We start from the raw sequence: 24,307 nt of genomic DNA, 5'->3' as shown, positions 1-24,307 counted from the left end.
CGTTACGGCGCTTGTTTCTTCGGCTCGCGTACCTTGTACCAGGCCACATACAGCGCCGGCAAAAACAGCAGCGTCAGCAACGTCGCAATGATGATCCCGCCAATCATCGCGTAGGCCATCGGCCCCCAGAACACTTCCCGGGCAATCGGGATCATCCCCATGCTCGCCGCCGCGGCCGTCAACAGAATCGGTCGGCGACGGTGTTCCGTGGCGTGCAGCACCGCGTCCCACGGCGTATAGCCGTCCTTCTCGAGGGCGTCGATCTGGGTCACCAGGATCACCGAGTTGCGGATGATGATGCCGATCAGCGCCAGAATCCCGAGGATCGCCACGAAGCCCATCGGCGTGCCCGTCGGGATCAGCGCCAGCACCACGCCGATCAGCCCGAGCGGCGCGACGCTGGCCACCAGGAACAGCTTCTGCACGCTGTGCAACTGGATCATCAGGAAGGTCGCCATTAAAAACAGCATCAACGGCACCACCTTGGCAATCGGCCCCTGGGCCTTGCCGCTTTCCTCCACCGTACCGCCGGTGGCGACTTTGTAGCCCACCGGCAAACCGGCGGCGAACTTGTCGATGTCCGGTTGCAACTGCTTCACCAGGTCGGTCGGCTGAATCTCGTCGCGCACCGCAGCCTTGATGGTGATGGTCGGTTTGCGGTCACGACGCCATACCAGCGGTTGCTCCAGTTCGTAGCGCACCGTGGCAAACGCCAGCAGCGGTATCGAAGTGCCGCCGGGAGTGACGATCTGCAAATTCTGCAAGGTTTCCGGACTGCCGCGCTCGGCATCTTCAGCGCGGCCGACCACGTCGATCAGGTAGATGTCATCATCGACCTGCGTCACCGGCGAGCCGACGACGATGCTGTTCATCAGGTTCGCCACGTCTTCCGACGACAGCCCCAGTTGCCGCGCCTTGTCTTGCGCGATGTCGATGCGCAGCACTTTGCCCGGCTCGTTCCAGTCGTAAATGATCTCGCCGATGTGCGGATTTTTATCCAGCTCAGTGGCCAGGGCGATCGCGTGTTTGCGCACCTGATCGATGTCCTTGCCGCTGACCCGGTACTGAATCGGCCGCCCCACCGGCGGGCCCATTTCCAGGGCCTGGACGTAACTGCCGATACCGACGAACTCCTCGCGCAGGCGCTTTTGCAAACGCGCAGTCAGCGCCGTGCGTGACTCCAGGCCTTTGCTGACGATCACCAGTTGCGCGTAGTACGGGTTCTGCAATTGCTGGTCGAGGGGCAGGTAGAAACGGATCGCGCCCTCGCCGATGTAGGTGCTCCAGCGCACGATGTCCGGGTCGCCCTTGAGCGTTGCTTCGAGCTTGTCCACGGCTTTGCGGGTTTCGGCGATCGAGGCGTTTTGCGGCAGGTTCAGGTCGACGAGAATTTCCGGGCGGTCCGAGGACGGGAAGAACTGGTTCTGCACAAACTGCATGGAAAACACCGAGAGCACGAACAGCACTACGGTAATGCCGATAGCCCACCAGCGATTGCGCATGGCCCAGAGCAGGCCACCATTGAATGCCCGACCGATGCGCCCAGGCTCGGTGTCGTGAGGTTTCACCTTGGCGCTCAGGATATGCACCCCAAGCACCGGGGCGAACAGCACGGCGACGACCCATGACACCAACATGGCCACCGCGATCACCGCGAACAGGGTGAAGGTGTACTCACCGGCGGAGCTGGCGTTCAAGCCGATCGGCACGAAACCGGCGACAGTGACCAGCGTGCCGGTGAGCATCGGGAACGCGGTCGAGGTGTAGGCGAAGGTGGCCGCTTGCTCTTTGGTTTCACCCATTTCCAGGCGCGTGACCATCATCTCCACCGTGATCATCGCGTCGTCCACCAGCAGGCCGAGGGCGATGATCAATGCACCGAGGGAAATCCGCTGCATGGTGATGCCGCTGTATTCCATGAAGAGGAAGACCATCGCCAGCACCAACGGAATCGAACATGCCACCACCAGCCCGGCGCGCACGCCAAGGCTGACGAAGCTGACGATCAGCACGATCACCACGGCCTCGAACAACGCACTGGTGAAACCGCCGACAGCTTCTTCCACCACTTCGGCCTGATCGGAAACGTTGTGCACGCCAACGCCCACCGGCAGGTCGGCCGTCAGCTCGTTCATGCGCAGATGCAGCGCCTTGCCAAATGCCTGGATGTTGCCGCCCTTCTTCATGGCGATTGCCAGGCCGATGGCCGGCTGGCCGTTGAAACGAAACTCCGGGGTGGCAGGATCGACATAGCCACGACTGATATCGGCGATGTCGGCCAGGCGGTAGAAGCGGTCGTTGAGCTTCAGATTGACGTTGGCCAGGTCTTTCTCAGAGGCAAACTGCCCCGAGGTCCGCACCGAAATCCGCTCCGGGCCGGCCTCGATCACTCCCGCCGGGGTCACGGCATTCTGTGATTGCAGGCTCTGCACCACCTGGCGCTGATCGATGCCGAGGGCGGCGAGTTTGCGGGTGGAGAAGTTCAGGTACAGCACTTCATCCTGCTGGCCGATCATTTCGACCTTGCCCAATCCTGGCACTTCACGGATTTCGGCACGCACCTGTTCCACGTAATCGCGTAGCTGGCGCATCGACAGGCCGTCAGAGGTAAAGGCATACACCGAACCGAACACATCACCGAACTCATCGTTGAAGCCCGGCCCTTGCAGGCCTTGCGGGAAGTCGCCGCGGATGTCGTTGATCTTCTTGCGCACCTGGTACCAGATTTGCGGAATGTCCTTGGCGCTGGTGGTGTCGAGCAGGTTAACGAAGACCGTTGATTCGCCGGGGCGGGTGTAGCTTTTCACGTAATCAAGCGAGTCGAGTTCTTCGAGTTTTTTCTCGATCCGGTCAGTGATCTGCTTGAGGGTTTCTTCCTGGGTCGCGCCGGGCCAACGGGTCTGGATCACCATGGTTTTGATGGTGAACGACGGGTCTTCTTCGCGACCCAGGTTCAGGTAGGAGAACACGCCCATCAACAGCGCGACGAACATCAAATACCAGACAAACGACTGATGCTTGAGGGCCCATTCGGATAAGTTGAAACTCCCTTTCATTGCGGGCTGCCCTCGTCAACTCTCACTTTCTGCCCCGGCTTGAGGCTGTTCACACCGGCACTGACCACCCGCTCGCCGGATTTCACACCGTTGGCCACGACCACTGTGTCGTCGGTCCGGCTGATCAGGCTGACCTCCCGTGGGGCAACGGTTTGCGTCTGTGGATCGACGATCCAGATCCGTGTTTTCCCATCGACCTCCTGCAATGCGCTCGCCGGCAGTTCGAGGCGTGGTTTGATTTCAGAGCTGAGGGTCACGCTGATCGCCGTGCCGAGGTGAAAACCCGGCGGCGTATCGGTCAGGCTCAGGCGAGCGCGACGGGTACGGGTCGCGCTTTGGGCCTGGGGTTCGATTTCACGCACGATGGCGGTGCTGGTGATGCTCGGGTCCAGCTGCGAGGCGACCTGGAACACCACGTCGGCCGGCAAATCATCGACCAGGGTGTCGGGCAAGTCGATCACCGCTTCCTTGATGTCCGGCTGCGCCAGGGTCACCACTTGCTGGCCGGCGGTCACCACTTGCCCGGCTTCGGCATTCCACGCGGTGACAATGGCTTTGTGATCGGTGCGCAGCTCGACGTAGTTGAGTTGGTCCTGCGCCTGGTTGACGGCGGCCCTGGCTTGATCGAGGGACGCCTGGGTGGTTTTCAGTTCGGTCTGGGCGATGTCCAGTTGTGCCTGAGCGCCAACCCCGCGATTGAACAACTCCTGCTGACGCCGGGCGTTGGCCTGGGCGTTGATAAGCTGTGCCTGGACACGCGCCAGATCACCCTGAGCCGAGCGCAACTGGTTCTGTTGATCGGAGGGATCGAGGGTGGCGAGCAAGGCGCCCTTCTCCACTTCGGCACCGACATCGACGTTACGGCTGGCGATACGCCCCGGCACCCGGAACCCGACGTTGCTTTCGTAACGGGCCTGAATGCTGCCGGCGAACCGGCCGAGGTTTTCTTGATTGAGCGCTTTCACCTCCACGGACAACACCGGCCGAACCGGTTCTGGCGGTGCTTCTTCCTTGGAACAGGCGCCCAGCAGCACAACGGCAGACAACAGCAACAGGCGCTTCATGGTTGGGCTCCTGTCGTTGGGGGCTGATCGGTATTTTCGACGACCTCCACCCGTACGCCCGGGTGCAGCAACTGGCCGCCCGCAGTGACGACTTTTTCGCCACCGGTGAGGCCGGCGCTGACAATGACTTTGCCGGTCAGGTAACGGCCAACGGTGACGGTGTGCAACTGCGCCTTGCCCTCGGCGTCCACCAGCCACACGGCCGGGTCGCTGAGGTTTTTGGTCAGGGCCGCCCAGGGCAGTTCCACTGCGGTTTTACCCACTGGCTTGGCCGTGGCGCTCACCACCGAGCCGAGCTGCATGCCTTCAGGGAGACCGTCGAGGCTGACTTTGACTTGCACCGTGCCGGTCTGCGCGGACACCGCTGGCGTGACTTCGCGAACGGTGCCCGTGGTCTTGATTTTCGGATTGTCGAGCAGGCTGACCACAATTGATCTGTCCGATGGCGGCTCGGCCAGCAGCGATTCGTAAACGTTGAACACCGCGTCACGCTCGCCATCCCGGGCCAGACTGAAAATCGGCACCGTGGCCTGCACCACCTGACCGACTTCGGCCTGGCGCGCGGTAATCACGCCTGGCGCATCGGCAATCAACGCGGTGTAGCTCAGTTGATCGCGGGCGTTGGCCAATTGCGCTTGAGCGGCGCTCAGAGCGCTCTGGCTGCTGCGCAAGGCCGCTTGGGCGGAGTCGTATTCGCTCTGGCTGGTGTAGCCCTTGGGCAGGAGTTTTTGCTGACGAACGAAGGCTGCCGCTGTCTGTTTGACCCGCGCCTGCTCGGCAACGACCTGGGCCTGGGCCGAATCGACATTGGTTTGCAGGTCTTTGGGGTCGAGCCTGGCCAGCACTTGTTTGGCTGAAACCCGATCACCGACGTCGACCATGCGCTGGATGATCTTGCCGCCCACGCGGAACGACAACTCGGTCTGGACTCGGGCCTGGACATCGCCGGTGAGTGTCACCGCGGCGGCGTAATCGGTTGGCTTGACCTCTTGCACGAAGACTCGCGGACGGTCCTTCTCGACGGGCTTTTTCTCGCCACAAGCGGTCAGCAGGGCGAAGAGGCTCAGGCCAACCATTAATTTCAATCCGGGACCCGCCATGCAGACTCCTTTGCGTTGTACGTACGTGCCAGTGACGATACGACTGTGAGCTTAGAACAGGGTTCAACAGGTGCACGGGTTTGCTGCATTCCCTGTGGCGAGGGGCTTGACTGTGGCGAGGGGGCTTGCCCCCGTTCGACTGCGCAGCAGTCGTAAGCCGGCTAACACAGTGATCCTGAAAGAAACGCGGTGACTGGTTTAAGGGCTGCTTCGCAACCCAACGGGGGCAAGCCCCCTCGCCACAGGGATCACCGTGTTGCTGACAATAAGGCAGAATGGCTGACCCTGCAGCAGGAAGCTCCCCATGCTCAAAGCCCTCGCGGTGGCCAACTACCGCTCGATCAATAAATTGGTGATTCCGCTCGAACGGCTGAACCTGATCACCGGCCCCAACGGCAGCGGTAAATCCAATCTCTACCGCGCCTTGCGCCTGCTGGCGGAAACCGCTCAGGGTGGCGTGGTCAATGGCTTGGCACGCGAGGGTGGGCTGGATTCGACCTTCTGGGCCGGGCCGGAAACCATCACCCAGCGCATGCGCAAGGGTGAAATCCCGGTCCAGGCAACCATGCGACACGGCGTCAAGCGCCTGCGCCTGGGGTTTGCCGGTGAAGACTTCAGCTACTCGATCGCGCTGGGCCTTGCGGAACCGAGTCTCTCCGCGTTTTCTCTGGACCCGGAAATCAAAAAGGAATGCATCTGGTCCGGGCCGTTCTATCGCCCGGCCAGCCTGCTGGTGGATCGCAACGGCCCAATGATCCGCGCCCGGGTCGGGCGCGGCTGGGAAGTGTTGACCCAGCACACGCCGAACTTCGACAGCCTGTTCGATCAGGTTGGTAGCTTGCGCACCTCGCCGGAAGTCTTGCAGCTGCGTGAATTCATCCGCCGCTGGCGCTTCTACGATCACTTTCGCAGCGATGCCGAAGCTCCGGCGCGACAACCACAACTGGGCACTCGCACGCCGGTGTTGCACCACGACGGTCGCGACCTCGCGGCGGCATTACAGACCATCCGCGAAATCGGCGATCCCGAAGCCTTGCAGGCGGCGATCAGCGATGCGTTCCCCGGCGCGACGCTGAACATCGCACTGCTGCAAGGTGGCCGATTTGCAATCGAGTTTTATCAGGAAGGGTTGTTGCGGCCACTGTCCGCCGCCGAGTTGTCGGACGGGACGTTGCGCTATCTGCTGCTGGTCGCGGCATTGCTGACACCCCGGCCGCCGACGCTGATGGTACTGAATGAGCCGGAAACCAGTCTGCATCCGGACTTGTTGCCGGCATTGGCGCGGTTGATTATTCGAGCGTCCGAACAGTGCCAGGTGTGGGTGGTGTCCCATGCGCGGCGCTTGATCTCGGCATTGCAGAAAGACCCGGAGTGCAATTGCATTGTGCTGGAGAAAGATTTCGGCCAGACCGGGATGGTCGGGCAGCGGATGCTGGATGAGCCTGTGTGGTATTGGCCTGACTGAGACACACTGATCGTTCCCACCTGTGGCGAGGGAGCTGCTCCCTCGCCACAGGTGGGAACGATCATCTGAAGCAAATCACCCCTGCCACTTCCCACCCTCGACTATCACGCTTTCAGGCCTGGTGTCGTCGCTCAGCTCTTTGCGCACATACTGGTCGTACAGCTTGAGCAAAAATTTATCCTCACCCAGCTTCGCCAACTCCGCATTCACCCAATCACGCAGTTCGATGTTGCCCTTCTTTACCGCCGGGGCGATCGGTGCTTCGGCGCCCAACTTCTGCTCCAGTACACGGTAGCCCGGGTTTTGTTTGGCCCAGCTGAACAGCACCAGATTGTCCTGCGCATAAGCGTCGCCGCGACCATTGGCCAGGGCTTGCAGGGACTCGGAGTTTTTCTCGAACTTCAGGAGTTTCCAGTCCGGGTGATTTTTGGTCAGCCAGACATCGGCTGTGGTACCCGTGGTCACGATAGTCGTGCGGGTCGCCAGGTCATCAAGGTTCTTCACTGAACTGGCCTGCGGCACCAGCGCCTGCACCGCCACCTTGAGGTTCGGGTTGGTGAAGTCCACCGCTTCCTTGCGCTCCGGGGTGACGGTCATGTTGGCCAGGATCAGGTCGACCTTGTCGCTTTGCAGGAATGGAATCCGGCTCGCCGGCTCCACCGCCACGAACTCGACTTTGTTTTCATCGCCCAATAGATCCTTGGCGAATTGGCGACCAATGTCGGTATCGAACCCCACGTAGCGCCCGGCTTCATCGACAAAACCGAACGGCGGTTTGTCGGTGAACACCCCGACAATCAGCTTGTCCCGGGCTTTGATCTTTTCCAGGTAACCGGCCGGTGCGCTGCTGACGCTGGCGACTTTCGGCTTGGCCGGCTCTTCGGTTTTGTTGCAACCGGCCAGCAGCGCCAGGCCGAACAGCGGGAGTAGCAGCAGAGAAGACTTGGCAGTTTTCATGGCAGTTCCAATTCCTTTATTTGAGTCGTTTTAGGTAGTGCGGCGACGAAGGAGAACTTCTCCAGGAACTGCTGCGCTCGTGCGGTTTGCGGGTTCGTAAAGAAAATCTCGGGGGGTTGTTGCTCAAGGATGCGCCCGGCATCCATGAACACGATGCGGTCGGCCACGGCGCGGGCGAAGGCCATTTCGTGGGTGACAATCAGCAGGGTCATGCCCTCGCGGGCCAGGCCCTGAATCACTTCGAGTACCTCCTTGACCATCTCCGGGTCGAGGGCGGCGGTGACTTCGTCAAAGAGCATGACCTGGGGATTCATGCACAGCGAACGGACGATGGCGATGCGTTGCTGCTGACCACCGGAGAGCTGACGCGGGAACGCGTCGCGCTTGTCCAACAGGCCTACGCGCTCCAGCAAGGCTTCGGCCTGGGTACGGGCTTCGCGGCGGTCGCGCTTCTGCACTTTCACCGGGCCAAGCAGCACGTTATCGAGCACACTCATGTGCGGGAACAGGTGATAACTCTGGAATACCATGCCGATCTGCTGACGCACTTCGCGCCAGTCGGTGCCCTTGCCCAGCAACTCACGCCCGGCAAAATTCAAGCTGCCGCTGTGAGCGACTTCCAGGCCGTTGAGGCAGCGCAGCAAGGTGCTTTTGCCACAGCCGCTGGGGCCGAGGATGACGATCACTTCGCCCGGTTTCACCTTCAGGTCGATGCCGTTGAGCACCTGCTGCTCACCGAAAAACTTGTTGAAACCCTTGAACTCGATCAATGCGCTCATGCTTGCGTCCAGCGCCGCTCCAGCACGCGGGAAGCGGCCGACAGCGGGTAGCAGATGAAAAAGAAAAACAGAAACAGCGCGCCATAGATCAATACCGATTCGTAGGTGCGCTCGATGATCTGCTGGCCGACCTTGATCACGTCCACCACGCCGATCAGCACCGCCAGAGAGCTGGTCTTGATGATCCGCGTGTAGACGTTGATGGTTGGCGGCGTCATGCGCTTCAGCGCCTGGGGCAGCAGCACGTAGCCGTAGAGTTGCGGGCCGTTCAAGCCAATCGACAACCCTGCTTCTCGCTGGCCGCGCGGTAACGAATGCAAGGCGCCGCGCACCACTTCCCCGACTTCGCTGGCGCCCCACAGCGACAGCACCAGCACCGCGCACCAGAAGCTCGGAATGCTCAGGCCGAAAAAAATCGGCAGGCCGAAGAACAGCAAATACAACCAGACCAGCACCGGGATCGCCCGGAACAATTCCAGATAGACCCGCAAAATGACGTTCAGCCACTTCGAATTCAGCGTGCGCAACACGCCGTAGAGCACGCCGCCGACGGTGCTGAAGGCGATGCTCAGAAAAGAAATCGACAAGGTTTGCGCAGCGCCCTTGCCCAATTGCGGCAACGACACCATGAGCAACTCAAGACCCGAACTGGCCATGCTGGAGCCTCCTTTCCAGACGGCTGAGCAGCAGCGACAACGGCAAAAACAACAGCACGCAGATCAACGTCAGCACGGCGAGCATTTCGTAGGTTTTGTAATAGAGCGCGATGTAGCTCTTGGTGGTGTAGAGAATCTCCGGCACCGCCACCGCCGAGACCACCGTGGTTTCCTTGAGCAGGAATATGAAATTGGCGAATAGCGACGGCAGGCTGAGGATGCCGGCCTGCGGCAAGATCACGTAGCGCAGCAATTGCCCGTGGGACAAGCCAATTGAACGACCGGACTCAAGTTGCGCCTGGGGCACGGCATCCACGCCGGCACGCAGGACTTCGGTGAGGTAGGCTCCGCCGAGAAAGGTCATGGTGATGATCGCTGCGGCGAAGCCCGAGACTTTGATGCCCAGGGCCGGCAAGGCGAAGTAGACGAAGAACAACTGGATCAGCAATGGCGTGTTACGCGCCAACTCCACATACAGCCCGACCAGACGCCGCAGGTAAGGCGCGCGAAACACCAGAATCGTCGCGTTGACCAGCGCCACCAGCAATGAAGTGCCGATGGCGATGAAGCCGACCTGCAGCGTCACGCCAACGGCTTTGAGAAACGCCGGCAGGGTGCCGAGGATAAATGCGTAGTCGAAGGTCATTGAACATCCTGTAAGCCACTCGGTAAGCGACGATGGCGCAGTCCATGGGCAGTGGATAACCACCCGGCAGGAACCGACTTTAAAGGTATAAAAAGAGTAATTTAAATACCGATAAAGCATATTGATATCACACAAAAAACTATCCTGTGGATTTGCGACGGCAGCGGGAGACGGCTATTTTCCTTTGCGCTGTAGGAAGGATCTTTTTTTCAAAATGCCCCTCCAAGGACGTGCAGCTTTTGGCCAGACTCCCCCGGCCGAACCATCACAAGGAAGAGAACATGGCTGACGTAAAAGTGCCGCCGCGGCTGGATCCGCAGGACATCGTGAAATTGCTGGTGGCGCTGCGCAGGGCGTTGAAGGCGCGGGTGGCCTGAAATCTTTTGATCTTGGCGCAATAAAAAACGCCGACGCTGTAGTAGCCGTCGGCGTTTGAAACCTTGAAGGGGTTCGAGACGGCGGTGAATCAGAACGCCGGCAGTACCGCGCCACTGTATTTCTTGTCGATGAACGCCTTCACTTCCGGGCTGGTCAGGGCCTTGGCCAGTTTCTGGATGGCAACGCTGTCCTTGTTGTCCGGACGTGCCACCAGGAAGTTCACGTAAGGCGAATCGGCACCTTCGATCACCAGCGCGTCTTTAGCCGGGTTGAGGCCCGCGTCCAGCGCGTAGTTGGTGTTGATCATGTCCAGATCGACCTGGTCCAGAACACGCGGCAGCATGGCCGATTCCAGTTCCTTGAACTTGAAATTGTGCGGGTTCTTGGCGATGTCTTTCGGGGTGGCCAAAGCGTTTTTCGGGTCTTTCAACTCGATCAGGCCAGCCTTCTGCAGCAGGATCAGGGCACGGCCGCTGTTGCTGCCTTCGTTCGGGATGGCGATGGTTGCGCCGTCCTTCAGCTCAGCCAGGGTTTTGACTTTCTTCGAGTAGCCGCCGAACGGTTCGACGTGCACGCCGATCACAGTCACCAGGTTCGTGCCTTTGCCTTCGTTGAAGCTTTTCAGGTACGGCAGGGTCTGGAAGTAGTTGGCGTCCAGACGCTTCTGGTCGACCTGCACGTTCGGCTGAACGTAGTCGGTGAAGACTTTGATCTCCAGGTCCACGCCTTCTTTGGCGAGGGTTGGCTTGATCAGTTCAAGAATCTCGGCATGTGGAATCGGCGTCGCCGCAACCACCAGTTTCTCGCCAGCCTGGGCCAGGCCCGCGGTCAGGGCAGCCGCCAATGCGGTGAACAACAGAACCTTTTTCATGCAGTGTCCTTATCGAAAATCACGGTCGTCATCGACGACGGCTAAATGTTCAGGTGCCAGTGAAGTGCTATCGCTGGCGTGACGCGGACAATACCGGGATTTTTTATTCCCGAACAATATCTTTTATTCACTTTCATATTCCATTTTTCTCATACAGTCCAATCCACGAACGACCCTGTAGGAGCGAGGCTTGCCCGCGAAGAGGGAGTGTCAGCCGACATCAATATTGCCTGGCACACCGCTGTCGCGAGCAAGCCTCGCTCCTACAGAAGCCCCGTGGTTTTGAGCAGGTCTTTCAAGGCCTCTTTTTCGGCGGCGGAGCCGCTGCCGAGGATTTTTTTCAGTTGCTGCTCGATCTGTAGCAACGATGCAGACGCCTCGGGCAGATTCAAATGCTCCGGCAAAATCTCATCGCCAGTACTCACCAGCAGCGCAAAGTGAATGACGTTTTCCAGCTCTCGGGTGTTGCCCGGCCAACTGTGTTGCTCCAGCAGATGCTGCGCGGCTTCGCTGATCAGTGGCACCGGCAGGTCGAGGCGCTGGCTGTAGATGCCGAGGAAGTATTCGGCCAGCGACAAAATATCGCCCACCCGCTCACGCAATGCCGGCAGTTCGAGCTGGCCCTCGCTGAGGTAGTGATAAAGCCGCTCATGGAATTTTCCGGCCGCCACTGCCTGGGCCAGATCGATGCTGGTGGCCGCCACCAGACGCACGTCCACCGGGCTCGGCTGGTGCGCACCGACGCGGGTGACTTCGTGGTTTTCCAGGGCTGCGAGCAACTTGATCTGGATCGGCAGCGGCAGGTCGCCGATCTCGTCCAGATACAAGGTGCCGCCGTTGGCCGAGCCGAACCAGCCGGCACGACTGCTGGCCGAACCGCTGTAACTGCCGGCGGCATAGCCGAACAGTTCAGCATCGGCGTAAGTCGGGCTGATCGCGCCGCAATTGACGGACACGAACAACCCGCCACGATCACTGGCGCGATGGATGTGCCGCGCCAGCAGTTCTTTACCGCTGCCGGTTTCACCGCGAATCAACACTGAGATCGAACGTGGCGCCAGCTGTTCCAGCTCCTGGCGCAACTGCCGGGAACGCGGATCGACAAACACCAGCGCCTTGGCACGGATGCTCAGCGGGCTTTTTTCCGCATCGGGAAAGGTCAGCAATGGCTGACCGAAGGTTTCATGCAAACTCATGGCAGACTCCCGCCCAAAGCCGCCGGGAGACGGGGGCGATTTTTAAAGAAAAAGAATGAGGTTCAAGCGCGGCGCAGGGCGTGCTGCTCCATGCGGTTCTGCAGCCGATAAAGGTAGGCAAAACCCTGCTCCCAGCGCCGGTGACCGGACTTCACGTTGATGTGCCCCGCCCCCGATAAAATCCCCGCCTCGGCGCCCCACTGACGCGCCAGTTCAAGCGCGCGTGGCGCGCTCACGGCGGCGTCGTTGTCAGAGCTGACGACCTGGCTCGGGAACGGCAATAAATGGGTCGGGATCGGCGCAAAGTTGCGTAGGGCCGGCGCGCAGGCCGGGCGCTCGACGTCCGCCGGCGCGACCAGCAAGGCGCCGCGCACTTGACGCAAAAATTGCAGCGGCGCGGTGGCTGCCCAATGGGCAACGGTGATGCAACCCAGGCTATGGGCGATCAGGATCACAGGCGTGCTGTCGGCGGCAATCGCCTCGGCCAACGCTGCGACCCAGTCTTCACGACGAGGCGTCAGCCAATCGGCCTGCTCCACCCGCGCGCTGTTTGGCAGACTGTTCTGCCAGTGGGTTTGCCAATGATCTTCTGGCGATCCTTGCCAGCCCGGCACAATCAGGTAGCGAATTGATTCGTTGCGCATGGGGGAGCTCTCCTGCTGTGTGTCTGTTCCTGATCGAGTATAGGGAGGAGAGTTATATTCGCTAAGGAATAAGAAGCTATTTATTAAGACCAATATCGAATATGCGTTTGCCCGAAATAAAAAAGGGGCCGCACCCTGCCAAGGAGACGGCCCCGGAAACTCAAAATCTGTTTGCGCTGATCAACAATCCTGAAGCCGATGATTGGCGAAATCGGTTATCCAATAAAGGAATATTTAATTACTTTATTAGGCCTAAATCGCATATACGAATCATCTTCGGCAATCGCCGCCCCCTCGCTGCTTGCGTCACAACGTAGCGTCCCTTTGGGTCAAATTGATGACGAGCGCTTTTCGCCTTTGAGTTTCCGGGTGCCTTGCTCAAACCTGGGCGGCATGCACCTGACGGGGTTCTGTGGTCGCCTTGTGCGCAAATCGGTTCGCCCGTGCAAACGTCCCGAAATCATTGAACCGAACCCCCATCTCACGCATCACCTCATGCGCCACCGGCACCGTCATCTGGCGGATGTAAAACGGTTCCTTCACCACAAAATGATGGATCCCGTGGCTGCTGCCGAAGTTGAAGCAGAACGCCTGCAATGGCCACAGCCACCAAGGGTTCAAGACCTGAGTCTGCTGAATCACATTCCCCGGCTCGACGTCACCGTAGTAGTGCATGTTCGAGCTGACAAAGTGCAGGCAGAACGTGCGCAACACGTTCGGACCGATGATCACCACGACAGCGATGTCGATCACTTGCATCACCGCCAATGTCGTCGCCGACCATTCGATGGGCGCCCCCGATAGATGCGCGATGCCGTTGGCGGCGTGAAAACCGAGGAACACATACCACGCCCCCCAATGCATCAGCGCCAGCGGTGCGTAAACTTTCAGGGAGCGCTTGAGGATGCTGAACTTGTGCGCCCAGGTCTTGGCCCGCAGCATGCGGATAAACGCCGACATCACGTTGTCGCCAACCATCAACAGCCGCGCAAAACCCCAGCGCTCACCGTTGGTGATCGCCCGCTCTTCCATGTCGGCTTCGGTGCCGGATACCTTGTGGTGGTTGAGGTGCAAATGGCGGCGGATCCACGGATTGATGGTGCTCGGCCGCGCCAGCCACACCAGGCCCATCATCAGGTTATGCGGCACCCGCTGTTTGCGAAAATACATGCTGTGGATCAGGTCATGCTCAAGTTCATGGGTCAACGAGGCGAAGAACGCGTTGACCAACAGGCATGCCCACCAGGCCATGTATCCGTTGATATAGAGCACTGCCGAACCGATCATCCCGGCCAGGGCGAAGGCCAGGATGCCCGCACCCAAGGCGTCCTGATGGTTGAGAATCGGGTAGCGCCGACGCAACTCGACGCCCTTGGCCAATACCACCTGGCGAATATGCGCTGATCGTTGTGCTGCATTCAGTCGCTGGGGACTTGCAGAAGTACCGTCCATGCTTCCATCCTCTGGTTATTGATGTTCGCATCCTGCCCTGTGATGCTTCACACAGCGGTAGCCGTGAACGCCAACCTGTTGACCGGACGCGCCAATCGACATGACTGAACCGACCTCCCTCGCCAGCTGGACCCGCGCCCTGCGCAAGCAGCTCGATGCGCTGGGCCTCGACAGCACCGCCCTGTGCCGACAGGCGGGGCTCGATCCGCAGTTGATGGACGACCCGAACGCCCGTTACCCGTTGTCCGGCACCACACGCCTGTGGGAAATCGCGGTACAGGTCAGTGGCGACCCGGCGATTGGCTTGCGGGTGTCGCGGTTTGTCAGCCCGACCACGTTTCATGCGCTCGGGTATGCGTTGGTGGCCAGCGGCAGCTTGCGGGAAGTGTTCGAGCGCATCGTGCGTTATCACCAGGTGGTCAGCGATGCGCTGGACCTGGAGTTGACCCGCGCCGAGGATCGCTATCGCTTCCGCCTGAAAATCCCCCAAGGCAACCCCGCGCCAGCCTTCGAAGCCATTGACGCCTTCGCGGCGATTTACGTGCGCACCTGTCGTAACCGGCTGGGCCGTGACTACGCGCCGCTGGCGGTTTATCTGCGCCGTCCGGAACCTGCCGACCCGCATCAATGGCACAAAGTGTTCCGTTCGCCGGTGTATTTCGCCGCCGAGGAAGACCGACTGGAATTCGCCCTGGTGGATTTCGACAGCCACCTGGACGACGCCAACCCGGAACTGGCCGAACACAACGAAACCGTGCTCAAACGCACCCTGGCGCAACTCAAGCCCCTGACCTGGGAGCGCAAGGTTCGCGACGCCATTGAAGAGCAACTGCCTGAGGGCGAACCGTCGGCCGATCGCATCGCCGAAGCACTGCACTTGAGCTTGCGCAGCCTGCAACGGCACCTGGCGGACGAAGGTTGTCGATTCGATACGCTGCTCAACGAAAGTCGGGAAAACCTGGCGCTGCTGCACCTGCGCGACCCGCAATGCTCGTTGAGCGAGGTCAGTTATCTATTGGGATTCGCCGACACCAGCAGCTTCAGCCGCGCGTTCAAGCGCTGGACAGGGATGACGCCGGGGCAGTTTCGGGATGGGTTGCGGTAATAGATTCGCAAGGTGCGTTGAGATTTCCGGCCCCATCGCAATTTCTCAAGCACCACTGAAACCGCTACTGCTACCGCCCCCGATCTCGCCGCAACAGCTTGCGCACCCGCTTCACCAGCTCGCTGACGGTAAACGGCTTGAGCAGGTAATCATCCTCATGCAACTCCAACCCGCGCAGCCGGTCCTCGATGCCGTCCGTGGTGGTGAGCAACAGCACCGGTGTATCGCCGAGCTTGCGGATCTGCTGCAGCAACTGCCAGCCGTTGAGCCCCGGCAGCATCACGTCGAGGATAATCAATTCATATTCGCCAGATTCGATAAAGCGTCGGCCGTCCATGCCATTGAGCGCTACATCCACCGCATAACTCGCTTCGCTCAGGCCTTTGGCCAGGAGGCTGGCGGTCTCGGGTTCGTCTTCCACTAACAGCACACGCATGGCACACCTCGATTGTCGTCTTCACAGGCTAGGCGCGTTCGTGGACAAAGCCCATCAATAAAAGATCGCAGCCTTCGACAGCGCCTACAGGTGCACGTCAAACCACCGCCAACGCCCGCAACCGCTGCGCATCCAGAATCTCGATCTCGCCATACCTGAGATTCAGAATCCCCTGCCCCTGCAAGTCCTTGAGGATCTGGTTGGTGGTCTGGCGCGACAGCGACAGCATCGACGCCAATTGCTCCTGCGGCAGTTGCAGAACGCGGCGCGGCAGGTCGATTTCACCATAACCCTCGGCGATCATCAGCAAGCGATGGGCCAGGCGCGCCGGGGCCGGCATCAGGCTCAGCTGTTCGAGGTTGATGAAGGTCAGGCGCAGTTTGTGGCTCATCAGCAATGCCAGTTGCCGCCAGTACACCGGGTGTTCGTCGAGCAACGCCAGCAGCGCTGTTTGCGGGATGTGCAACAGAATGCACTGGCCCACGGCGTAGGCATCATGGGTTCGCGGCTGACTATCGAACAGGCAGATTTCGCCGAACCAGTGCGGCGGCTCCACCAGACTCAGCAGCGCTTCCTTGCCCTGCTCATTCACCGCGCCAATGCGCACCGAACCTTCAAGCACCGCATACAACCCGCACGGGGGATCACCGCGTTTGAACAGCAGTTGCCCCGGCGATAGGCGCCGAATCCGGGCGATTGCCAGCAGACTATCCTGTAAGGAAACAGGTACATGACTGAACCATTGCCCCGTATCCAGGCGCGAACGCCAAACCTGCATGTCCATGAAAACTCCTGGAGATTGTCGCCTGGCTGACAGAGCGAGAGATGAACCCGGGGCATCATCAATCACCCTACAGGAGGAATAACAATGAAAAGCCTCGTTGACCATCTCAGTCAATACGCCGCCTACCACCGTGATCCGCGCAATATCGCCAGCCACTTCGTGGGCATTCCCCTGATCGTCGTGGCGGTCGCGGTGTTGCTGTCGCGTCCGCAATGGGCTGGGGGCTGGCTGTCACCGGCAGTGCTGGTGTCACTGGTGTCGGCATGGTTTTACCTGCGCCTGGAACTGCGGCTGGGGGTGCTGATGACGGTATTGCTGGGCCTGTCGGTCTGGCTGGGGAATGTGCTGGCGCAGCAGAGCACGTTCCTCTGGCTTACCAGCGGCATCGGGATGTTTGTGGTGGGTTGGGCGATTCAGTTTGTCGGTCATCATTACGAGGGGCGCAAACCGGCGTTTGTCGATGATGTGACGGGGTTGATTGTCGGCCCGTTGTTTGTGGTGGTGGAAGCAGGTTTTCTGTTGGGGCTTCGGAGCGAACTGAAACGGGCCATCGAAGAACGCGCCGGGCCAGTGGCCTTGCGCAATCAACGCTCAGCCGCCTGAGAAAAAGAGCGGTAACGGATTGATGCCGTTACCGCTCAAGGTTTCACAGCGTGCCGAACTCGACCCGAACCGTCAGTGCACCGAGGTTGTCCTTCAAACCCGCACCGTAGAGGCCTAGCAGGTCATCATTGATACACAACTGCAGCTCGCCTTGCTGGCCGGCCGGAATCTGCGCCAGATCACCGATCAGGAAGGGAATGCCAAAGTCACCAACACGGCCGATCAAAGCACCTTCGGCGGCCCCCATCAGCGTATAGCCGAACTTGGCGATGTAGTTCGGATTGCCCTTTCCATCCACCCAATTACCCTCCGGGCTGGCACACCATAAGCCAAGGACACAACGAGCCAGACGTGGAACCAGACCGTTGATCTGTACACCGGTGCCCTGCCAGGGCAGATTGGCCAGAACCTCCACCGTCGCAGCCTTCAGGTCGTTGGCCAGCGTATCCCCGGCCTGGAACGACAACGCGGCAATCGTCAGGCTCGGGTTCGAAGTGCCGGTGCTGGGGAAGACGCCATCGCCCACCAGGAACAGGTTCTTGTGGTCCCAACTGCGCTGGTATTTGTCGACGACCGATTTGGTTGGATCATCGCCCATGCGATAGGTCCCCATCAGGTGCCCGGCACCCTGGAAACTGTAAGGCTCATTGTCGTAGGTGAACGTTCCGGGCGTGAGAGGCTTCGTCAGCTCCACCGCGCCGAGCAGTTCGGTGATGATGTGAGTCGCCAACTTCTTCGCCTGCTTGAAGCCCTCCTTGGTGTATTTGGACAGGTCATAGTGAATTTCCGGCCGGGGAATGCCGAGCCGGTCCTTGTACTCGGTCGACGGCACGATGTAACACGTGGGGTGATCGGGATCGTCCTCGACCTGCTCCACCAGAAACGCGATCCGGAACTGACGGATGAACAAGTCGTTGAGCTTTTGAACCAACGCTGTCCCATAGAGCACTTGCTGTGGTTTCAAGGCCGGCGGTAGCGGGTTGGTTTGACTGTGATTCGCCCCGTCGATGAAGTCAGCCACGGTGGTGTAAGGATCGGTGGCCGGCCAGTTCCAGCCCTCGTTACCGATTTCGATGCGCCACGCCGCTCGAGAGCTGCGAAAGTCACCGTCACGCAAACTCTCGATACCCGCCGTGGACAGAGGACCCCGGTACGGAAAAACCGCCTTGCCTTCAGGCATCAGCCCCCATGCCAGGTAGATCGGGTGATCGGCCAGGCTGCGTCCCACCTGCCCACTGCTGTTGGCCACACCTTTGGGCCAGGCCGGACTCGTGGAGTTCAGTAATAGCTTGGGTGTCTCGATGGCATGGGCGGCGATCACATAACGCTGCCCGATAGCGACGCCGGTTCCAGTGACCGGGCCGTCGCCAAGCTGATACTGAATGAATTCGATACCGTTGATATTGCTGTCCGCCCCGACGGTCACTTTGCTCGCCACGGTTCGGTACAACACCTTGACCTTGCCGGTGGCCAGGGCCTTGTTCATTGTCACTGTCGCATCGTACTTGGCCTGGATCGGACAGATCGGTGTGCAGTTGGTGTTGCCGGCACACACCCGGCGCCCCGCGTAAGGTTGGGAATTGCGCCCGGCGGGCGTCGGACTGACCACCAGCGGCAAGCCGTCGAACATCTGCCCCGTCACGGCCGTGACAAAACTGCCATCGACCAGCGACAACGGAATGCTATGCATCGGGAATGAATAACCTTCGGGAAAGGTCATGCCCAGATAGGCCTGGTCGGCGACATTGGCCGCCACGCCGATTTCCGCCTCGGCCCGGCAGTAGGCACTTTGCAGATCGTCATAGCCGATAGGCCAGTCCACCCCGACGCCGTATTTTGATTTCAGGCGAAAATCGTTCGGCACCATGCGCAGACATGTCCCGACCCAATGCCAGGTGGTGCCGCCGCCGACCCGTTCATAGGTGCTGGTGAAGGGCATCGGGCCTTTCTGTACCAGATAGCTGATCGCCGGCTTGTCCCAGCCCAGGATCAAATCGGCGATGGTCGCACGTGGGGCGTTCTCGTTGGTCGGATCACGGGGCGTGTCCAGGCTCGTCACCGGTGGGTAAGGGGCTTCGGGGGTTTTCAGCGTGGCCGTATAGAAGCGCTCCAGGTATTGAGCACGGTTGGCCGGGATTTCCGGGCCTGATTCGAGCACCAGCACATCCACCCCGGCCATGCCCAGTTGATAAGCGATGATGCTGCCGGCCAGCCCCGCGCCAACGATCACTACGTCCGCTTGTTCGGTACTCATGACAAGGCTCCTTGCTGTCCGCTGGCGGGTACCCCGGTGTAATCCTCAAGGCTCGGCGGTGTGGTGTTCCAATAGCCGAAAAACATCTCGCTGTAGCCCATGGGATGGGCCTGGGCAATTTTCCAGGCCCAGCTGTTGATGTAGGCCTGATCGGACACCGCCATCGAATCGGTCGATTTGTAGCTCCCGGTGGCATAGGGCTGATACCAGACACCCAACAACCACAGTTTCATGATCGAACGCGCTGCTCGGGCGGTTTGCGTAGTCGCCGGTTGCGCCCCATCCATCAGTACCGCCTGGGCGATCCGGTCCGGAGGCTCAAGGTCCGCCGCCATCGTGGCGTACTGAGTCAGCAAGGCATTGAGCACATCAGGCGTGATGCGTGGCGTGATGAACTCGAGAAAGATCGGCGGCAAGCCCACCTGGTCGATGGCCGGCGCCAGTCGATCAGCGGGAATGCCGGTGAGGGCCGATGAAAGGCCGATGAAGTTTTGCAGATCACTGCTCATGGCTGACTCCTTGTCCACCCGTGGACTGTGCGCGTTCAAGCAGGTAGGTGAAATCCGCGAAGCTGGTGCGCGGGGATTCGGTGACATGGGTGGCCGCATTGCCGTGGCACGCCATGCAACTGGAAGACGCCTGGGGTACGGTGCCCTGGATATAGGTTTCCAGCGTGGCGTTGGCCAGGAACAAGGGCGCGGGGCTGCCCAGTGGGTTGGTCGCCGATATCTGGCAATTGGGCTGTGGAGGAGCAGACGGCCACTGGGTGCTGATCAATTGATAGTTCGCCCAGACGCTCTGCGGATTGACCGTCCGCAGCAGGGCCTGGTACGTGGTGTTCAGGGTTTTGGTGGCGTCGGTCAGCGGCGCGTCACGCTCGATCTGCGAGGGCGTCGCCTTGACTGCCGGGTTCCACGGCCGTGGCGGAGGCTGGTTGACGTCGCTCTTGCTGTTGACGTTGTAGAACAGGTACGGGCCCACCCGCTGCTCAGGAGGCGTGGATTTCTCCGGTACGTTTTTCACATGTTCAAAGGTTGACCAGACCCACTGCGCCGCATTGGCGGTCTTATGAACGATGTGCAACCCCACCAGCCCGACCGGCTCGGATACACACGACTCCTCGACAATCGGCCCATGACTCGGATCGTTGTTGCCCGGCGTATAGACCAGTGCATCGACGGTGTGGAAATCCTGCCTGCGGTCATTGGGGCCCAGTACTTTCCACGACGCCTTCACCATCACCGCACCGACCTGCTTCGTCTCAGCCGAGCCACAGCTGAAAGCCACGGCGTTGCTCGGGCTCGCGGCGAAAAACTTCTGCTGGCCTTCGATGCTGTACAGCCCGTTGTTGACGATCCCGTCGAACATCGATTGGTTGACCACGATTTCGTTGCGCGTATAGACGCCGTTCTGATCCACCAGCGGGCCGCTCTCGAAAGGCTGGATAAACTCATCCAGCACATCGGGCACCTTGCCCATCTGTTGCAACAGGCGGCCAGGCTTGAGTGACTTGCACACTTCGGGGAGGGTGGCCGGCGCATCCCAGGGCAGCGGTGTCTGTCCCTTGGCCCGGAAGATCTGGTAGCTCTCTTTCCAGCTTTCCCACACCGTGGCCCCATCCTGCTTGCCGATGGGGGTGCCGGTATTTGGATCGCCATTGTCCAGCGCCGGCCAGCTCAGGGCGATGAAGGTCTGCCACGACAAGTCATCGAAATCGGCCTGCAGGCTAGGCAGAGAAACCGGTTGGGTAACCGTGACATCAAAGGGTATCTGCGGCGACAGCGAGGGGGCGGCAATGGCGGACGAGCCCAACAAAGCGCTCAACAAGGCACAGCCAAACGGGCCATGCCGACTGACTTCCATTCTCATGTTTTATCTCCTTGGCATCAGGGCGCCAGGAGATAACACCGGTCCGTCATGGACTCTCACTGCCTCCTGGCAAGTCAGAGTCTAGGTAGGGTTTGAGGCAAAAAAATCACGGTGGTAGAACCGATCGAAGCAAGGTCGGTTGGTGTTATTACAGATTGGGCGAGGTGTGCTTGGAGACGCCATCGCGAGCAAGGACTTTGGGTTGCCGACAGAGTTTGTGGTCAACACCAATCCACTGCTGGAACGAGCCTGCTCGCGATGCTTTGGCCCTTAAATGTTGGCGACTTTCTGCCAGACCTTGGGTTTGAAGAACAACGTCTCACCCTTCGTCAATCCAACCAGGCTGTCGTGATCCTTCACCACTTCAGCTTCAATCAACTCGCTCTGGCCTTCGACCTTCAGCGTCACCCGCGTGGTGGCGCCCAACGGACGAATATCCCGCACTTCAGCGGCGTGGTGGTCTTCCAGTTCATGCCGCGACAGCGACACTTCGTGTGGACGGAACAGTACGTGCCGGTCTTCGCCCAAATGCAGACGGTTCGAATCGCCGAGGAAGTGATAGACGAAATCGCTGGCCGGATTTTCGTAGACGTCGCCCGGTGAACCGATCTGCTCGATCACCCCCTTGTTCATCACCACGATCCGGTCGGCAACTTCCATCGCTTCTTCCTGGTCGTGGGTCACGAATACCGAGGTCAGGTTGATGTCCTCGTGCAGCCGCGCGAGCCAGCGACGCAATTCTTTACGGACCTTGGCATCGAGTGCACCAAAAGGCTCGTCGAGCAGCAGCACTTTCGGCTCCACCGCCAGGGCGCGGGCCAACGCGATGCGCTGACGCTGGCCGCCGGAGAGTTGTTCCGGGTAGCGATCGGCCAACCAGTCCAGTTGCACCATGTTCAGCAGTTCGTGGACTTTCGCCGCGATCTGGCTTTCGTTCGGACGCTGGTTTTTCGGTTTCATACGCAGGCCGAATGCAACGTTGTCGAACACCGTCATGTGGCGGAACAGGGCGTAGTGCTGGAACACGAAACCGACGTTGCGATCACGCACGTCGTGGCCGGAAACGTCTTCGCCGTGGAACACGATGTTGCCCTGATCCGGGGTTTCCAGGCCGGCGATGATTCGCAGCAATGTGGTCTTGCCGCAGCCGGACGGCCCCAGCAGCGCCACGAGTTCGCCGCTTTGAATGTCCAGGCTGATGTTGTCCAGCGCCTTGAACGCGTGGAAGTTCTTGCTGACGTTACGCACTTCGATCGACATGACTTATTCCTCAGCGGCGCTGGCGCGCAGGCGGTTAATACGGTTTTCGCTCCACTGCTTGAGCAGCAGGATGAAGAGCGCCAGGATCAGCAACAGGCTCGCCACGGCGAACGCGGCCACGTGGTTGTATTCGTTGTAGAGAATCTCGACGTGCAGCGGCAAGGTGTTGGTCACCCCGCGAATGTGCCCGGATACCACCGACACCGCGCCGAACTCACCCATGGCCCGCGCGGTACACAGCACCACGCCATAGATCAGGCCCCATTTGATATTCGGTACGGTGACGTGCCAGAACATCTGCCAGCCATTGGCGCCGAGCAGACGCGCGGCCTCTTCTTCCTGGGTACCTTGTTCCTGCATCAGCGGGATCAGCTCACGGGCCACGAACGGCACGGTGACGAAAATCGTCGCCAGCACGATGCCCGGCAAGGCGAAGACGATCTGGATGTCGTGATCCTGCAACCATGGGCCGAACAAGCCCTGGGCGCCGAACATCAGCACGTAGACCAGACCTGCGATCACCGGCGACACCGAGAACGGCAAGTCGATCAGGGTCACCAGCATGCTCTTGCCGCGGAACGAGTATTTGCTCACGCACCACGCCGCGCTGACACCGAACACCAGGTTCAGCGGCACCGAAATCAACACCGCAATCACCGTGAGTTTCAGGGCCGACAACGCGTCCGGCTCAAAGATCGCGGTGAAGAACGCCCCCAGGCCCAGCTTCAGGCCCTGGGACACCACGATGAACAGCGGCAGTAACAGAAACAGCGCAAAAATCAGCCAGCCGAGGCCAATGAGGATTCGCCGCGAAGCAGCACTGCCACGGCGGGCGGCGTTCGAGGAGGCCGCTGCAATAGACGATTGGGACATTTTTCGCGCCTCCTTATGGGGTTTCGATGCGCCGCTGCAACAAGTTGATCAGCAGCAACAGGACAAAGGAAACCACCAGCATCAGTACACCAATGGAGGTGGCGCCGGTGTAATCGTACTGGTCGAGTTTGACCATGATCAGCAACGGCAGAATTTCGGTTTTCATTGGCATGTTGCCAGCGATGAAAATCACCGAACCGTACTCGCCGACCCCACGGGCAAAGGCCAAAGCGAAACCGGTCAGCCAGGCCGGGAGCAGCGCCGGCATCAGAATATGGCGGAAAACCTGCAACGGATTTGCCCCCAGACACGCCGCCGCCTCCTCCACTTCACGGGGGATATCGGCCAGTACAGGCTGTACCGTACGTACTACGAATGGAAGTGTTACAAAAGTCAGCGCCAGGGTGATGCCGAGGGGGGTATACGCGATCTTGAAACCCAGGTCTGCCGCGAACTGACCCACCAGGCCGGTGGGGGTGTACAGCGCGGTCAACGCGATACCGGCCACGGCAGTGGGCAATGCGAAGGGCAGATCGATCATCGCATCGATGACTTTGCGCCCCGGGAAGGTGTAGCGCACCAGCACCCAGGCCAGCAGCGTGCCGATCACGCCGTTGATGATCGCGGCGTACAACGCGGTGCCGAAGCTCAGCTTCAACGCGGCCAGCACCCGAGGTGCCGAGATGATTGCCCAGAACTGGTCCCAGGTCAGTTGAGCGGCATGCACGAACATCGCCGCCAGTGGAATGAGCACAATCAGGCTGAGGTACACCAAGGTGTAGCCCAGCGTCAGCCCGAAGCCGGGTATGACGGGGGAGATACGACGCGACATAAAATTCCTTGGTTGAAAACGCACTAA

Annotated in this window: 22 protein-coding genes; 3 read left to right on the top strand and 19 right to left on the bottom strand. The window is 60.1% G+C overall.

The features are described from left to right. Positions 1-2: 2 nt before the first annotated feature. Genes AC1RL4_RS15310 through AC1RL4_RS15300 form a run of 3 tightly spaced genes read right to left on the bottom strand, consistent with a single transcriptional unit; the run spans position 3 to position 5,220 of the window. A complete protein-coding gene (locus tag AC1RL4_RS15310) occupies positions 3-3,056 on the bottom strand; it encodes an efflux RND transporter permease subunit (RefSeq protein WP_230174006.1) in 3,054 nt (1,017 codons plus the stop codon). Next, the gene (locus AC1RL4_RS15305) at positions 3,053-4,120 is read right to left on the bottom strand and encodes an efflux RND transporter periplasmic adaptor subunit (RefSeq protein ID WP_230174008.1); all 1,068 of its coding nucleotides are present in this window, start codon (positions 4,118-4,120) and stop codon (positions 3,053-3,055) included. Before AC1RL4_RS15305 ends, AC1RL4_RS15310 begins: the two co-directional genes overlap by 4 nt. After that, on the bottom strand, positions 4,117-5,220 hold the full coding sequence (locus AC1RL4_RS15300; RefSeq protein WP_230174009.1) for an efflux RND transporter periplasmic adaptor subunit: 1,104 nt from the start codon (positions 5,218-5,220) through the stop codon (positions 4,117-4,119). Before AC1RL4_RS15300 ends, AC1RL4_RS15305 begins: the two co-directional genes overlap by 4 nt. Before the next feature lie 304 nt (positions 5,221-5,524). Between AC1RL4_RS15300 and AC1RL4_RS15295 the strand changes: the two genes are divergently transcribed. Then, positions 5,525-6,685, top strand: coding sequence for an AAA family ATPase (locus tag AC1RL4_RS15295; RefSeq protein ID WP_230174011.1), 1,161 nt, complete (start codon positions 5,525-5,527; stop codon positions 6,683-6,685). A 75-nt stretch (positions 6,686-6,760) separates the two neighbouring features. Here the strand turns inward: AC1RL4_RS15295 and AC1RL4_RS15290 are convergent, their stop codons facing one another. From AC1RL4_RS15290 to AC1RL4_RS15255, 8 genes are all read right to left on the bottom strand, one after another. Next, positions 6,761-7,642: a transporter substrate-binding domain-containing protein gene (locus AC1RL4_RS15290; protein WP_086944175.1), complete on the bottom strand. Its 882-nt coding sequence runs from the start codon at positions 7,640-7,642 to the stop codon at positions 6,761-6,763. After that, positions 7,639-8,421 (bottom strand): amino acid ABC transporter ATP-binding protein, encoded by a 783-nt coding sequence (locus tag AC1RL4_RS15285; protein ID WP_230174013.1) that lies wholly within the window; start codon positions 8,419-8,421, stop codon positions 7,639-7,641. Before AC1RL4_RS15285 ends, AC1RL4_RS15290 begins: the two co-directional genes overlap by 4 nt. Next, positions 8,418-9,077 carry an amino acid ABC transporter permease gene (locus tag AC1RL4_RS15280; protein ID WP_019581715.1) on the bottom strand — a complete coding sequence of 220 codons (660 nt, stop codon included), beginning with the start codon at positions 9,075-9,077 and terminating at the stop codon, positions 8,418-8,420. The genes AC1RL4_RS15285 and AC1RL4_RS15280 overlap by 4 nt, the downstream gene beginning before the upstream one ends. Beyond that, positions 9,058-9,723, bottom strand: a complete 666-nt coding sequence (locus AC1RL4_RS15275; protein ID WP_230174014.1) for an amino acid ABC transporter permease — start codon at positions 9,721-9,723, stop codon at positions 9,058-9,060. Before AC1RL4_RS15275 ends, AC1RL4_RS15280 begins: the two co-directional genes overlap by 20 nt. A 466-nt stretch (positions 9,724-10,189) precedes the next feature. Then, entirely contained in the window at positions 10,190-10,972 is a 783-nt protein-coding gene (locus AC1RL4_RS15270) for a MetQ/NlpA family ABC transporter substrate-binding protein (protein ID WP_007941045.1), read from the bottom strand. Positions 10,973-11,235: 263 nt separating this feature from the next. Next, positions 11,236-12,168, bottom strand: coding sequence for a sigma 54-interacting transcriptional regulator (locus AC1RL4_RS15265; protein WP_230174016.1), 933 nt, complete (start codon positions 12,166-12,168; stop codon positions 11,236-11,238). A 62-nt stretch (positions 12,169-12,230) separates the two neighbouring features. Next, positions 12,231-12,812, bottom strand: coding sequence for an alpha/beta hydrolase (locus AC1RL4_RS15260; RefSeq protein WP_064615794.1), 582 nt, complete (start codon positions 12,810-12,812; stop codon positions 12,231-12,233). Between the two features lie 378 nt (positions 12,813-13,190). Then, positions 13,191-14,264: a fatty acid desaturase gene (locus AC1RL4_RS15255; RefSeq protein ID WP_230174018.1), complete on the bottom strand. Its 1,074-nt coding sequence runs from the start codon at positions 14,262-14,264 to the stop codon at positions 13,191-13,193. Positions 14,265-14,364: 100 nt separating this feature from the next. Between AC1RL4_RS15255 and AC1RL4_RS15250 the strand changes: the two genes are divergently transcribed. Beyond that, the gene (locus AC1RL4_RS15250; protein WP_019581709.1) at positions 14,365-15,369 is read left to right on the top strand and encodes an AraC family transcriptional regulator; all 1,005 of its coding nucleotides are present in this window, start codon (positions 14,365-14,367) and stop codon (positions 15,367-15,369) included. Positions 15,370-15,439: 70 nt separating this feature from the next. On the opposite strand, the gene AC1RL4_RS15245 is transcribed toward AC1RL4_RS15250, so the two are convergent. Then, entirely contained in the window at positions 15,440-15,805 is a 366-nt protein-coding gene (locus AC1RL4_RS15245) for a response regulator (RefSeq protein WP_019581708.1), read from the bottom strand. Positions 15,806-15,902: 97 nt separating this feature from the next. After that, a complete protein-coding gene (locus AC1RL4_RS15240) occupies positions 15,903-16,589 on the bottom strand; it encodes a Crp/Fnr family transcriptional regulator (RefSeq protein WP_019581707.1) in 687 nt (228 codons plus the stop codon). 84 nt (positions 16,590-16,673) lie between these two features. Between AC1RL4_RS15240 and AC1RL4_RS15235 the strand changes: the two genes are divergently transcribed. Next, entirely contained in the window at positions 16,674-17,192 is a 519-nt protein-coding gene (locus AC1RL4_RS15235) for an Mpo1 family 2-hydroxy fatty acid dioxygenase (protein ID WP_349747459.1), read from the top strand. 43 nt (positions 17,193-17,235) lie between these two features. Here the strand turns inward: AC1RL4_RS15235 and AC1RL4_RS15230 are convergent, their stop codons facing one another. The 6 genes from AC1RL4_RS15230 to cysT form a co-directional block, all read right to left on the bottom strand. Continuing rightward, positions 17,236-19,446, bottom strand: coding sequence for a GMC family oxidoreductase (locus AC1RL4_RS15230; protein WP_230174028.1), 2,211 nt, complete (start codon positions 19,444-19,446; stop codon positions 17,236-17,238). Continuing rightward, positions 19,443-19,955 (bottom strand): sorbitol dehydrogenase, encoded by a 513-nt coding sequence (locus AC1RL4_RS15225; protein WP_493119630.1) that lies wholly within the window; start codon positions 19,953-19,955, stop codon positions 19,443-19,445. Before AC1RL4_RS15225 ends, AC1RL4_RS15230 begins: the two co-directional genes overlap by 4 nt. After that, on the bottom strand, positions 19,945-21,315 hold the full coding sequence (locus AC1RL4_RS15220) for a cytochrome C (protein ID WP_230174036.1): 1,371 nt from the start codon (positions 21,313-21,315) through the stop codon (positions 19,945-19,947). Before AC1RL4_RS15220 ends, AC1RL4_RS15225 begins: the two co-directional genes overlap by 11 nt. Positions 21,316-21,585: 270 nt before the next feature. After that, a complete protein-coding gene (locus AC1RL4_RS15215; RefSeq protein WP_028939547.1) occupies positions 21,586-22,575 on the bottom strand; it encodes a sulfate/molybdate ABC transporter ATP-binding protein in 990 nt (329 codons plus the stop codon). A gap of 3 nt (positions 22,576-22,578) precedes the next feature. Then, positions 22,579-23,448 (bottom strand): sulfate ABC transporter permease subunit CysW, encoded by an 870-nt coding sequence (cysW, locus tag AC1RL4_RS15210; RefSeq protein ID WP_007941037.1) that lies wholly within the window; start codon positions 23,446-23,448, stop codon positions 22,579-22,581. A gap of 13 nt (positions 23,449-23,461) precedes the next feature. After that, positions 23,462-24,280, bottom strand: a complete 819-nt coding sequence (cysT, locus tag AC1RL4_RS15205; protein ID WP_018929362.1) for a sulfate ABC transporter permease subunit CysT — start codon at positions 24,278-24,280, stop codon at positions 23,462-23,464. Positions 24,281-24,307 lie beyond the last annotated feature (27 nt).

Source organism: Pseudomonas sp. GW822-FHT07A10, from assembly GCF_058798795.1.
This window is presented reverse-complemented; position numbering and strand designations above follow the sequence as displayed.